The organism is Herbidospora sakaeratensis, from assembly GCF_001570525.1.
Classification (GTDB): domain Bacteria; phylum Actinomycetota; class Actinomycetes; order Streptosporangiales; family Streptosporangiaceae; genus Herbidospora; species Herbidospora sakaeratensis.
The window spans coordinates 341,966-354,155 of sequence record NZ_BBXC01000007.1; the positions used below are offsets into that span (position 1 = coordinate 341,966).

At 72.7% G+C, this 12,190-nt stretch carries 10 protein-coding genes; 5 read left to right on the forward strand and 5 right to left on the reverse strand.

Translation table 11 applies throughout. The features are described 5' to 3' along the window. The first annotated feature begins 8 nt into the window (after nucleotides 1-8). Nucleotides 9-785, forward strand: a complete 777-nt coding sequence (locus AW271_RS01450; protein ID WP_245652887.1) for a thioesterase II family protein — start codon at nucleotides 9-11, stop codon at nucleotides 783-785. On the opposite strand, the gene AW271_RS01455 is transcribed toward AW271_RS01450, so the two are convergent. The 4 genes from AW271_RS01455 to AW271_RS01470 form a co-directional block, all read right to left on the reverse strand. Further along, nucleotides 722-1,507 (reverse strand): AfsR/SARP family transcriptional regulator, encoded by a 786-nt coding sequence (locus AW271_RS01455; RefSeq protein ID WP_062330544.1) that lies wholly within the window; start codon nucleotides 1,505-1,507, stop codon nucleotides 722-724. The genes AW271_RS01450 and AW271_RS01455 overlap by 64 nt on opposite strands. 76 nt (nucleotides 1,508-1,583) lie before the next feature. Continuing rightward, entirely contained in the window at nucleotides 1,584-2,708 is a 1,125-nt protein-coding gene (locus AW271_RS01460; RefSeq protein WP_062330546.1) for a sensor histidine kinase, read from the reverse strand. Nucleotides 2,709-2,726: 18 nt separating this feature from the next. Then, nucleotides 2,727-4,910: a TOMM precursor leader peptide-binding protein gene (locus AW271_RS01465; protein ID WP_062330547.1), complete on the reverse strand. Its 2,184-nt coding sequence runs from the start codon at nucleotides 4,908-4,910 to the stop codon at nucleotides 2,727-2,729. 77 nt (nucleotides 4,911-4,987) lie between these two features. Then, entirely contained in the window at nucleotides 4,988-5,593 is a 606-nt protein-coding gene (locus AW271_RS01470; RefSeq protein ID WP_062330549.1) for a response regulator transcription factor, read from the reverse strand. 454 nt (nucleotides 5,594-6,047) lie between these two features. Between AW271_RS01470 and AW271_RS01475 the strand changes: the two genes are divergently transcribed. Further along, complete coding sequence (locus AW271_RS01475) at nucleotides 6,048-6,530, forward strand: hypothetical protein (RefSeq protein WP_062330551.1); 483 nt, start codon at nucleotides 6,048-6,050, stop codon at nucleotides 6,528-6,530. Here AW271_RS01475 and AW271_RS01480 read toward each other — a convergent pair. Beyond that, nucleotides 6,527-8,638, reverse strand: a complete 2,112-nt coding sequence (locus AW271_RS01480) for an AfsR/SARP family transcriptional regulator (RefSeq protein WP_169806255.1) — start codon at nucleotides 8,636-8,638, stop codon at nucleotides 6,527-6,529. The two genes, AW271_RS01475 and AW271_RS01480, sit on opposite strands and share 4 nt — an antisense overlap. Nucleotides 8,639-8,825: 187 nt before the next feature. On the opposite strand from AW271_RS01480, the gene AW271_RS01485 reads away from it, so the two are divergent. The 3 genes from AW271_RS01485 to AW271_RS01495 are packed head-to-tail and all read left to right on the forward strand — an operon-like array spanning nucleotide 8,826 to nucleotide 12,187. Next, the gene (locus tag AW271_RS01485) at nucleotides 8,826-10,235 is read left to right on the forward strand and encodes an aspartate aminotransferase family protein (protein WP_062330555.1); all 1,410 of its coding nucleotides are present in this window, start codon (nucleotides 8,826-8,828) and stop codon (nucleotides 10,233-10,235) included. Next, on the forward strand, nucleotides 10,223-11,227 hold the full coding sequence (locus AW271_RS01490) for an NAD-dependent epimerase/dehydratase family protein (RefSeq protein WP_062330557.1): 1,005 nt from the start codon (nucleotides 10,223-10,225) through the stop codon (nucleotides 11,225-11,227). Before AW271_RS01485 ends, AW271_RS01490 begins: the two co-directional genes overlap by 13 nt. A gap of 18 nt (nucleotides 11,228-11,245) precedes the next feature. Next, entirely contained in the window at nucleotides 11,246-12,187 is a 942-nt protein-coding gene (locus AW271_RS01495; protein ID WP_062330560.1) for a UbiA prenyltransferase family protein, read from the forward strand. Nucleotides 12,188-12,190 lie beyond the last annotated feature (3 nt).

Sequence of the window (12,190 nt, forward strand, 5' to 3'; positions counted from 1 at the left end):
CTCCGGCCATGACCTCCGCCATGACCTCCGGCGCCTGGGCCGTGCGGCTGGGCGACCGGCCCGCGCCCGTCCGGCTCTTCTGCTTCCCCTATGCGGGCGGCGGCGCGGCCGTCTTCCGCCGCTGGCCGGCCGCGCTGCCGGGCGTCGAGGTGTACGCGATCAGGCTGCCCGGCCGCGAGAACCGGTTCTGCGAACCGCTGCTGACGAGTCACGACGGCCTGCCCGAACGGCTGGCCGACGCCCTGCGGCCGCTGCTCGACCGGCCCTACGCGCTGTTCGGGCACAGCCTGGGCGCGCTGCTCGCGTACGAGACGGCGCGGCTGCTGCGCCCGGCGCACCTGTTCGTGGGCGGCTCCCGCGCTCCGCACCTGCCGCGCCCGGCCACCGCGCCCGACGTCGCGGGCCTGGACGACGCGGCGTTCACGGCGATGGTGCGGGAGATGGGCGGCACGCCGCCGGAGTTCTTCGGCTCGGCCGAACTGGCCGAGCTGCTGCTACCGGTGCTGCGGGCCGACTTCGGCCTGGCCGAGGCCTACCGCCACCGGCCGGGCCCGCCGCTGGAGGCGCCGATCACGGCGCTGCGCGGCGCCGACGAGGACGTGACCCCGGCCATGGCGCGGGCGTGGGCGCCGCACACGGCGGCCGGGTTCGCGCTGCACGAGTTCCCCGGCGGGCACTTCTTCCTCCAGGACGGATGGGAGCGCGTCTGCCGGCTGGTCGCTCAGAACCTGCCGGCCGCGACGCCGCTGAGAAGCGCGGGGTCGCCCGACAGAATCGCCTGGTGAACCCGGCGCAGCCCCGGTCCGGGCTCCACGCCGAGCTCGTCGACGAGCAGCCGCCGCGTCGAGGCGTACACCTCCAGCGCGTCGGCCTGCAGGCCGCACCGGTAGAGCGCGACCATCAGGCGGCTCTTCAGCCCCTCGCGGAGCGGCTGGCGGGCGGCGGCCTCGCCGAGGTCCCTGATGAGGTCGCGGTGGCGGCCCAGCCGCAGTTCCAGCTCGGCGCACTCGTCGAGCGTGCTCCAGCGCAGCTCGTTGAGCCAGGTCGCGCGGGCGGCGACCGGCGGGCTGGGCAGCCCGGCCAGCGCCTCGCCCCGCCACAGCGCGAGCGCCTGCCGGAGCAGCGCGGCGGCGTCGGCGGGACGGCCGTCGGCGGCGGCCGACCGGGCGGCGGCACGCAGCGCGTCGAAGCGGTCGACGTCGAGGCGGCAGCCGTCGACCGCGAGGGCGTAGCCGGCGGACGAGGTCGTGATCTCGCACGCGGCGCCGGTCAGCGAGAACAGGCGGCGCAGCGCGGACACGCAGATCTGCACCTGCTTACGCGCCGTCAGGGGCGGGTCGTCGCCCCACACGGCCTCGATGAGGCGGTCGAGCGCGACCACGCGACCGCTTTCCAGCACCAGGACGGCCAGGATGACCTGCTGCCTGCTCGACTGGAGGTCGACCCGCTGGGCGCCGACCCGGAGTTCGAGCGGTCCGAGAATCAGGAGTTCCACGTCTTTCGGCATTGGCGTCACATACGGAATGTGACACGCGGGCCGATCATCGTGCAGTGCAGTCGGCCACCAATCGACCGTGAGGAACTCACATGTCCGGCCGCGGCAGCGTCACCGTGACCGTGAACGTCTCGCCGGGCCGGACCTCGACCGACACCGTGCCGCCGACGGAGGCCGCGCGTTCCTCGATGCCCTGCAGGCCGCCGGCCGGCGTCACCTCCTGCACGCCGTGGGCGACCCCGTTGTTGACCACGGTCAGCCGGATCCCCTCGGGCACGTCGACGAGCTCGACCAGCATCCGCTGGGCCTTGCTGTGCCGCAGCGCGTTGGTGGCGGCCTCGCTGAGGATCTTGGCGACCAGTTCGTTCAGCTCCGGGGGCAGCGGCCGGTGGTCCTGGGTGCAGCTGTACTCGATCTCGGCCGCCTTGAGCAGCGGGCCGAGCGCCGACAACTCGGCCTCCAGGGTCATCCGGCGGTAGCCGGCCACGACGGCCCGCACCTCGCTGAGCGACTTGCGGGCCAGTTCGGTGATGTCGGTGATCTCCCGGCGGGCGTCGGGGTCGCCGCCGACCATCCGGTAGACGAGCTCGCCCTTGATCGCGATGGTCGACAACGCGCGGCCGAGCACGTCGTGCAGGTCGCGGGTGATGCGGGTGCGCTCGTCGGCCACGGCCATCTGGGCGAGCTCGTTCTTGGCCTGGCTCAGCTCCATCGCCCCCTGGGCGAGCCGGACCATGGCGAACAACACGCCGCCCGTGAGGGCGGTGGACAGGGTGCCGTACAGGACGCTCGTCAGGGGCAGCTCCAGCACCCACATGGTGCCGAACTGCACGGCGATGACCACGGAGAACAGCCCCCACGACCACGGCGGCGGGACCAGCACGAGCAGCGCGAACGCCAGGAACCCCGGCATGCCCAGCCAGATCCACCCGAAGAACGCGAACGGCGCGTACGTCAGCACGACCTGCAGCGCCAGCGACCACTCCCAGCGGACGTGGACGATCCGGAGCGCGGTCAGCACGTGCAGCGTGTGCAGCGCCGTCATCGCGGCGAACAGCGACAGGGCGGCGCCGAAGGCGTCGGGCGGCAGGCCGCGGTCGACGATGCCCAGGACGGCCGCCGCCACGTAGCCGAGATGGACGAGCAGCGTGGTCAGGAACGCGGTCCTGGCCGCGGGGTGATGGCGCAGTGAGTCGAGGATCACGGTCCGCACGCCACTTCCTCCAGGGTCCTACAGGAACAGGGGCACGGGGTTGAGCGCGTCCTCGGGCGTGCGCGCCGGCAGGCGGCCGAGCTCGACGGGGACGTCGAAGAGACGGCCGGGCGCGAACCTGGCCCAGAAGTGCCGCATGCCCGGCACGACGACCTTCACGACGGGCAGCCCGACGTCGGGCCGCGTCTGGTCGAGCACGAGCACGTCCAGGCCGCGCGCCTCGGCGAGCGCGGCCAGGGTGGCGACGTCGGCGCCCAGGTCGGGGCCCGACAGGTCGGCATGGGTGCCCGGCCGGGTGGGCGGCGCCGCCCGATCGGGCAGCAGGTGCGGATCGGTCTCGATCGTGGCCGTCCGCCACCACGACACCAACGCGGGGTCGGTGACGGCGTACCGGGGGCCGGGCCCGGGGGTCACGGCGGGCAGGAACTGGTTCAGCTCCGTCAGCGCGCGGGACAGCGCCGCCGCCGCGCCGAAGTGGGCGCCGAAGCCGAGCATGACGTCTTCGGGCGGGCCGTCGGTCCGGCGGCTGACGGCGACGAACGCCGGCAGCCCGAAGTCGGCGGTCACGTCGAGCGCCCACACCTCGCGGCCCAGCCCGGCGTAGACCTCGCGCAGCCGGTCGAGCCAGGGGTCGGCGAAGGCGTCGAGGTCGACGGCGGGCATCCGCAGCCGGTTGTACCACCACAGGGCGACGGAGTCGCGCTCGACGACCTCCATGAACCCCTGCACCACCGCGTCCTCCAAGGCGGCCCCCGCCGCGTTGCCGTTGGAGTCGGCGAAGGCCAGGGGCGGGCCGGGCCACGGGTAGTTGTAGTAGAGGTAGCCGGTCGGCAGGTACCGCGCGCGCCCGCCGGTCAGCGACCACAGCGGCGTCCACTCGACCGGCGTCGCGGGGTCGAACGGCTCGGAGACCCGCTGGAAGGGGGAGCAGGCGCGGTTCCATTCGGCCCGGCCCGCGTACTGGCGCTCGCTGTAGAGCTGGCAGTCGTTCGGGTGCAGGCCCGCCTCGCCCAGGTCCTCAAGGGTGGCGGTACGCCGCAGCTCGTCGCCGTGGAAGACGCCCGAGTAGCGTTCCAGCGCCTCGCAGAGGGCGCTCGTGCGGGCCTGGACGGTGGTCCGGCCCTTGCCCGCGCTCATGCTCCGCAGGCCCGCGCGGATCTCGCCGAGGCTGCGCGCGTTGAGGGCGAAGTTGTGCCCGGCGACGTGGCCCATCAGGAAGCGGGGCCCGCGCCGTTGCCTGCGGACGTCTCTGACCAGGCCGGTCACCGGGTCGACCAGGTGACTGTAGCGTTCCCAGACCTCCTCGGCCCGCGCGGTGCGGCCGGCCTCGGTCTTGGCCAGCGGCCGGATCTCGACGGGGCGCGCGGTCCGTGCCGCCGTCATCCCCGGGTCGCCGCAGTCCGGGCACTGCGGCCGGGCGGCGAAAGGGTGGTGGGCGGTCCGCATCGTCTGCACGTCGAAGGTGAGCACCCGGCGGGGTTCGCGCAGCCCGCCGAGCCAGCGGACCACGTCGAGGGCGGCGAGCCGGGCGCCGAGGTCGCGGGAGACCTCCAGGTCGGCCCGGGGGACCGGCGCGGGCCCCGATTGGCCGGTGGCCCGCATGACGTACAACTCGGCGACGCGGTTGGCCCGTAATCGGTGGACCATGCACTCCCAGCAGCCCGGCGTCGCCGCGTCGAACACCGGCCCGCTCCACACCACCGATCCGCGGGGCTTCACCGGCACCCACGGCCGCCCGGCGGCGGCGACCCGCGCGGGGCCGGGCCCGAGGTAGTCGTCGCACACGGCGACGGTCAGCGCGGGGTCGTCGCCGGTGACCGTGACCCCTTCGGCGCGCAGCACCGCCGCGACCGGCTCCGGGTCGGCGCCCGCGTCCACGACCGCGACCCTGGCGGTCCGCACCGCCGCCGCGCTCAATCCCGACAGGTCCCAGAACGCGTCCTGCCCCTCGTCGTCGAGCCGGACGTACCCCTGCTGGAGCAGCCGGTCGAGCAGGTGGGCCACCTCGCCCGCCGAGGGCGGGTCGGGCCGCAGGAGCTCGACGATGTCCTCGACGGTACGGGGCTCGCCGAGCAGCGGGACGACCCGCTGGGCGACCTCCGGCCGGAGCATCTCGACGTCGCGTTCGGACAACAGGTACGCCGCCTCGCCGGGGACGGCGATCGGATGGAGGTGCCGCTTGAGCCGATAGCGGTGTCCCACCGCACCTCCAGAGATTGAGGGCATCGTCCCGTTGGCGGCAATTGTCGCCTTGTGCCCGTCGATCGTCTATAGAGGTGTCAGAGCCATCCCTGTTCGCGCGCGATGCGCACGGCGTCGACCCGGTTGCGGGCGCCGAGTTTGGTGATGCTGGCCGCGAGATAGTTCCGGACCGTGCCGAGCGAGAGGGCCAGCACCCGCGCGATGGCCCGCGGCTGCTCGCCCATCGCCACCAGCCGGAGGCACTCGATCTCCCGTGCGGTGAGCGGGCTCGCGGTCGCCTGCAGCGCGCCGATGACCACGGCCGGGTCGAGCACCGCCTCGCCGTTGCAGATCTTCCGGATGCTGGCCGAGAGCTGGTCGGGGGAGGTGTCCTTGGCGATGAACCCGAGAACGTGGGCGTCGAGCGCCCGCTTGAGGTAGCCGGGGGTGCCGAAGCTGGTGAGGATCAGCGTCTTGACCCCCGGGATCGCCTCGTGCAGCTGGCTGGCCGCCGTCAGCCCGTCGAGGCCGGGCAGGTCGACGTCGAGGATCGTGACGTCCGGGCGCACCTCCAGGGCGGTGGCCACGATCTCGTCGCCGCGCTCGATGTCCGCGACCACCTCGATGTCCTTCTCCTGCTCAAGGAGCCGGACGAGGGCCTTCCTCAGCAGGGCCATGTCCTCGGCGATCATTACGCGGATCACGGGGTCCTCCGATCGGATCTCGCACGGGCCGGCTTATTCGATCGAGATAAGGCAATTGCAGAATGTCAGAAATGTCGCGCTGGCCGAAGTGCCCTCGTCCTCGCGCCCGGTGAGCGACTCCACCCGGTAGGGGTCGGCGTCCGGCATCGGGACGGGGGCCCGCGGGGGGATCGCCCGTGCGGCCCCGGGCAGTCCGGCGGTCCGGATGACACCACGACGTGGATCGAAAGCCTGCATTTCCGTGCCCTTCCGAAGCGGGTTTACACCGACTAGGCGATTGTCGGCTTCCCCCAGGAACGGCCGGTAGTGCCGCACTCACCGATCGACCGTGAGATTCACACATTGATCTTCGACCGTTCCATTCGTGTCCCGCGGCGGAACGGGATGGAACGCCTTATCTGTGAGACGGCCGCGACCGGCCGCCTCTCCCGTTGCGATCAGAGAAGGACAGATCATGAAAAGCGTGCTCAACCGGCTGGCCGCCGTCATCGTGGCCGGCGTCGGCGTCGTCGGCCTCACCACGGCGCCCGCCCAGGCGGCGACCGTCATCACCGCCCACCTGGAGATCGGCTTCAACACCGGCGTGCCCGCCGCCCGGACCATCAACCTGAACGTCCACGTCCCGATGAACGAGTACGACGCGAACGGCTACCTCATCCACGGCGCCCGGATCCAGGTCCGCTTCTACGGCAGCGACCCGGGCACCGACCCGATGATCTACGGGCCGATCACCTGGTACAAGGACGACTACGGCCTGACCGCCGGCCCCGACGGCATCCACCTCGACTACGGCTGGGAGGTCCCCCAGGGCTCGTTCCTCAACGAGGACAGCGGCGTCGCCAACAACGGCGACGAGGTCTACATCGTCGCCAAGTTCATCGACGGCGACGGCGCGACCATCAGCGCCAACTCCAACACCGAAGAGGGCCTCTACTAGGCCGTCACCCCGCCCACCATCTTCAAGGCCCGTTCGAAGTACTCCGCCGCCGGCCCGAACCGCCCCTGCGTCAGATGGTCGTCCCCCAGGTCGCAGAGCGCCGCGATCGTCCGGGCCGCGTGCACCGCCGTCCGGTGCAGGACCCGCGCGTCGTCGTAGCGCGCGCACTCGTGCAGGTGCCGGTGCAGGGTCGCCGACAGGTCCAGGGCGTGCGCCGGCCAGCCGTGCCGGGCCGCGTGGACGGCCACCGCGAGCAGGTTGGCCAGTTCGCTCTCCACCGCCGCCGACGCCGTCTGCACGTAGTGGTCGAACAACCGGGTGAGCGCGGCCTGCCGGTCGTGGTCGGTGTCCTCGTCCGCGAGGGTCGCGGTGGCGTGGGCGCGGGGGAGGTCGTGGAAGCGGTACCGCCCGGGGGCGGGTTCCTGGAGCAGGTGGGCATCGACCAGGTCGTCCAGGAGACGACCGGCGTGTTCGATCGTGGTGCCGACCAGGGCGGCGGCGGCCAGGGGTTCGATGTCGGGGCCGGGGTGGAGGCCGAGCAGGCGGTACATGTCCTGCTGGCCGGGGGTGAGGTGGTGGTACGACAGGTCGAGCGCGGCCGCGATGCTGAGCGGGCCCACTTCCAGTTCGCCCAGGCGGTGCTGGTGGTCGCGCATGCGGTCGGCGAGGTGGGCGGGGGTCCAGCCGGGGCGGATGCGCAGGCGGGCGGCGGCGATCCTGATCGCCAGCGGCAGGCGGCCGCACAACTCCACGATCTCGGTGAGCAGGCCGGGGGCCTCGCCGCTGACCCGTTGCTCGCCGGCGGTGCGGGCGAACAGGGTGAGGGCGTCGGCGCGGGGGAGCACGTCCAGCGAGAGGGGGCGGACGTCTTCCAGGCCGGCCAGCCTGCGGCGGCTGGTGATCAGGACCAGGCAGGTGGGTGAACCGGGGAGCAGCGGGCGGACCTGGGCCTCGGTCGCCACGTTGTCGAGCAGCACCAGGACGCGGCGGCCCGCCAGGCGGGTGCGGTAGAGGGCGGCGCGGGCGCCGGGGTCGTGCGGGATGCGGTCGCCGGGCACGCCGAGCGAGCGGAGCAGCTGGTCGAGGGCGTCGCCCGGGTCGACCGGCGCGCCGCCCCGGGTGAAGCCGCGCAGGTCGACGAACAGCTGCCCGTCGGGGTAGCGGTCGGCCAGCCGGTGGGCGACGTGCACGGCCAGGGTCGTCTTGCCCACCCCGGCCATCCCGTCGATGGCGCCGATCACCGGGGTCGCGAGCTCGTCCAGGACGGCGATCTCGGCGGTCCGGCCGGTGAAGCTGGCGATGTCGCGCGGCAGTTCCCGGGGGACGACCGGGGGCGTGCCCGCCGGCGCGGCCAGGTCGGCGTGGCCGCCGAGGATCTGGTGGTGCAGGCGTTGCAGCGGCGGGCTCGGGTCGATGCCGAGGTCGACGTTGAGGCGTCGCCGCAGGTCGCGGTAGGCGCGCAGGGCCTCGGCCTGGCGGCCTGAGCGGTAGAGGGCCAGCATCCACTGGGCGTGCAGGTGTTCGCGGAGCGGTTGTTCGGCGACGAGGGCGCCCAGGTCGGCGAGCAGGTCGTCGTGGTGGCCGAGGGCCAGGCGCGACTCGATCCACGACTCCTGGGCGGCCAGTTTGCTCTCCTCCAGGCGGATGCGCTCGGCGTCGAGGAGGGGGTCGAGGGCGACGTCCTCGAAAGGGCGGCCTCGCCACAGGCCCAGCGCGCCGCGCAGCCGTTCGGACGCCAGGCCCGGCCGCCCGGCCGTCAGGGCGCGGCGGCCCTGGGCGGCGAGGTCCTCGAAGGTCAGCAGGTCGAGGTCGGCGGGCGTGAGGCGGATCTCGTAGCCGCTCGGCACCGTCGACAACAACGGCGGTTCGGCGCGTCCGGCCAGGCCGAGCACCTGTCTCAGCGCCGACACGTAGGTTCGCAGGGCGACGGCCGCGGTTCTGGGCGGGCGTTGCGGCCACAGGGCGTCGACGAGCCGGTCGACGTGGACCGGCCGGTTGACGTGCAGCAACAGGACGGCCAGCAGGACCCGCTGTTTGGCCGCGCCCAGCCGGACCACGCGGTGGCCGTCGGAGCGGACTTCCAGTGTGCCAAGGACACGAAACCGCATAGACCGGCAATACCACATATTGTTCACATACTGGGATCCTTGTTCCATTCTTCAGTTCAGGCACTCGGGGCCCGGGGGTGCCGCCGGATTTCGTGCCCTACACAATCCGGGTTTCCGGACAAAATTGCCGAACTCTGTCAAGCCACGCCTTTACCGGCTTTTTATGGGCGGGCCGCAAAGTGGCCGCATGTCTGATCTGATCAGCGTCGACGAATGCGAGCGGCTCACTCCCGAACACGTCCACGACCTCTACCGCCGGCACGTCAACCGCAGCCAGGTGTCCCTGATGACCTCGTTCGGGTTCGGCCGCGAACTGGTCGAACGCGCCGAGGGGGCCTATCTCTGGACCCGGTCCGGCCGGCGGATCCTCGACTTCACCGGCGGGGTCGGGGTGCTCAACCACGGCCACAACCACCCCCGGATCCTGGCGGCCCGAAAAAGGTTCCAGGAGCTCCAGCGGATGGAGGTGCACAAGACCTATTTCTCTCCGTACGTCGCCGCGCTCGGCCACAATCTCGCCCAGCTGCTGCCGGGCGACTTGAACATGTCCTTCTTTCCCAATTCGGGCGCTGAGGCGGTCGAGGGGGCGGTGAAGCTGGCGTACAAGTACCACGGGGGGCGCCGGCGCCGGATCCTCCGCGCCGACCTCGCCTTCCACGGCAAGCTGCTCGGCTCGGGCAGCCTCACCGGGGCCCACCAGAACTTCACCTTCCCCGGCATCCCGGGCGTGGAGGTCTTCCCGTACGGCGACCTCGACGCCGTCAGGAGGCTGGCCGGGAAGGACGTCTACGCGATCCTTATCGAGCCGTTCAGCGCGTCGACCATGACGGCCTGCTCCGAGGAGTTCCTGCGCGGGCTGCGGGAGATCTGCGACGCCCACGACATCGTGCTCATCTTCGACGAGATCTACACGGGCTGGGGCAAGACCGGCAGCCTCTTCTACTTCATGCGCTACCCGGGCCTGGTGCCCGACGTCGTCACCACGTCGAAGTCGTTCGGCGGCGGCAAGTCGTCCATCTCCGCCTACGTGGCCCGCGAGCCGGTGTTCAAGAAGGCGTACGACAACCTCGGCGACTCTTTGATGAACAGCACCAGCACCACCTACTACGGGTTCGGCGAGGAGACCGCCACCGCGATCGAGGCGGTGAACATCGCCGTCGAGGACGACTACCCGGCCCGCGCCCGCGCCATCGAGCGGGTGCTCGCGCCCGGCCTCGACCGGATCAGGAAGACCCATCCCGACACGGTGGCCCAGGTCAGAGGGGCCGGCGCGCTCTACGGGATCTTCCTGGACGGCGGCCCGAAGCTGCTCGACCGGGTGGCGAGGCTGGCCCCCGTCGGGCTGGCCCGCGACCCCAACTTCCGGGTCAAGCTGATCACCTGCGCCGTGATCGACGCCCTCTACCGCGACCACGGCGTCTACGCCTACTACACCCTGAACGGCGCGAATCCGCTGGTCGCCGCCCCGCCGCTGGTGGCGGAGCCGGCCGACGTGGAGTACTTCCTCGACAGCCTCGACCAGACCCTCGCCCAGGGGCTGCTCCGGCTGGTGACCCGATTCGTCAAGGAGAAGGTGGCGCCGCGATGGGGATCGTAGTCACGGGCGGCGCGGGCATGCTGGGCTCGACCCTGCTCCGCCGCCTCCACGAAGCCGGCCGCCCGGCCCTGGGCGTCGACCTGAACCCGGCCGAGGGCGTGGCCGCCGACATCCGCGACACCGCCCGGATGACCGAGCTGCTGGCCGGCGCCGACGCCGTCGTGCACACCGCCTCGGCGCTGCCCAGCTACCCCGACGACGAGATCCACAGCGTGATCGTCGAGGGCACCCGCAGCGTGCTGACCGCCGCGCGCGACGCGGGCGTGCCCCGGGTGGTGCACATCTCCTCCACCGCCGTGTACGGCCTGCCCACGCTGGTCCCCACCCCGGAGGACCACCCGCGCGAACCCGTCGACCCCTACAGCCGGGCCAAGGCCGCCGCCGAGGAGGTCGCGGAGAAGTTCCGGGCCGACGGGATGTGCGTGCCGGTCATCCGGCCGAAGACCTTCCTCGGACCCGGGCGGATGGGCCTGTTCGCGATGCTCTTCGAGTGGGCCGAGGAGGGCCACGGCTTCCCCATCCTCGGCCGGGGCGGGGCGCGCATCCAGATGCTCGCCGTCGACGACCTCGTCGACGCGATCCTGCTGGTCCTGGACGCGCCCGCCGACGTCGCGGGCGACACCTACAACATCGCCGCCGCCGAGTTCGCCACCCTGCGGGAGGACTTCCAGGCCGTGCTCGACGCCGCCGGGCACGGCCGCCGCGTGCGGTCGGTCCCCGCCGGCCCCGCGCTCGCGGTGCTGCGCCTGCTCGGCCGCACCGGCCTGTCCCCGGTGTACGACCGGCTGCTCTACAAACTGCTCGACGACTCCTACGTCGACATCGCCAAGGCGCGCGACCGGCTCGGCTTCGCGCCGCGCCACGCCAACCGCGACGCCATCCTCGACGCCTACGCGTGGTGGCGGGAGCACGCGCGCGGCCAGACCGCCGGGCGCACCAGCCGCGACGCCTGGCGGCAGGGCGCGCTCTCCCTCGTCAAGTTCCTCTTCTGACGGCGGGGGAGACGCCACATGGGTGTCATCGAGGCGGATCTCGCCGCCCGCGCGCGGCCGGGCCGGATCGGCGATCTGGTCACGCTGCTGCGGCCGCTGCACAGCGTCAAGAGCCTGCTGCTCGTGCCGCTGCCCCTGCTGGACGCCGGCCACTGGACCCTCACCGCGCTCGCCCAGGCGGCGTGGGCGGTCGCCGGGTTCGTGCTGGCCGGGGCCTGCGTCTACATCGGCAACGACCTGGCCGACCGGCACCGCGACCGGCTGCATCCCGTCAAACGGCACCGGCCGATCGCCGCCGGGCGGATCTCGGTGCGGGCCGCCCACCTCTACCGGACCGTGCTGGTGGTGCTGCTGGCGCTGCTCGTGGCGGCGGGGCCGGGCCGGCCGTACTGGCCGCTGCTGGCCTACCTGGCGCTCAACGTCGCCTACAGCCGGTCGCTCAAGCACGTGCCGCTGGTCGACGTCGGCGCGGTCGCGCTGGGCTTCGCGCTGCGGGTCGTCGGCGGGTACGCCGCGATCGGCGCGCCGATCTCCGGGTGGCTGGTGGTGACGGTGTTCGCGCTGTCGCTGCTGCTGATCGTCGGCAAACGCCGCCGGGAGCTGCTGGAGAGCGGCCCCGACCACCGGCCCGCGCTGCGCGGCTACTCGGTCGAGCTCACCGGCCACCTGCTCCAGTTCGCCGCCGTCCTGTCGGCCGTCGCCGGGCTCGTGTACGTGCGGACCGAGGCGCCGCTCGGGCCGTACGGGCCGGGGGCGCTGGTGCTGGCCACGCCGTTCGTGCTGTTCGCGCTGTTCCGCTACCTGCAGGTGGTGTTCGTCGACGGCGGGGGCGGCGACCCGGTGCGCGGTCTGCTCGGCGACCGGGGCCTGGCCGTCACCGCGCTCGGCCTGGCGATCGTGCTCGGGACCGCGTTCGTGCTGGCCCGCAACCCCGCCCTAGCCGCCGTCCTGCTGCGCTGAAGG

Excerpts from the sequence above, each read along its gene's own strand:
- AW271_RS01450 (WP_245652887.1), top strand. The coding sequence starts at position 9 with ATGACCTCCGCCATGACCTCCGGCGCCTGGGCCGTGCGGCTGGGCGAC.
- AW271_RS01455 (WP_062330544.1), bottom strand. The coding sequence starts at position 1,507 with ATGCCGAAAGACGTGGAACTCCTGATTCTCGGACCGCTCGAACTCCGG.
- AW271_RS01475 (WP_062330551.1), top strand. The coding sequence starts at position 6,048 with ATGAAAAGCGTGCTCAACCGGCTGGCCGCCGTCATCGTGGCCGGCGTC.
- AW271_RS01480 (WP_169806255.1), bottom strand. The coding sequence starts at position 8,638 with ATGCGGTTTCGTGTCCTTGGCACACTGGAAGTCCGCTCCGACGGCCAC.
- AW271_RS01485 (WP_062330555.1), top strand. The coding sequence starts at position 8,826 with ATGTCTGATCTGATCAGCGTCGACGAATGCGAGCGGCTCACTCCCGAA.
- AW271_RS01490 (WP_062330557.1), top strand. The coding sequence starts at position 10,223 with ATGGGGATCGTAGTCACGGGCGGCGCGGGCATGCTGGGCTCGACCCTG.
- AW271_RS01495 (WP_062330560.1), top strand. The coding sequence starts at position 11,246 with ATGGGTGTCATCGAGGCGGATCTCGCCGCCCGCGCGCGGCCGGGCCGG.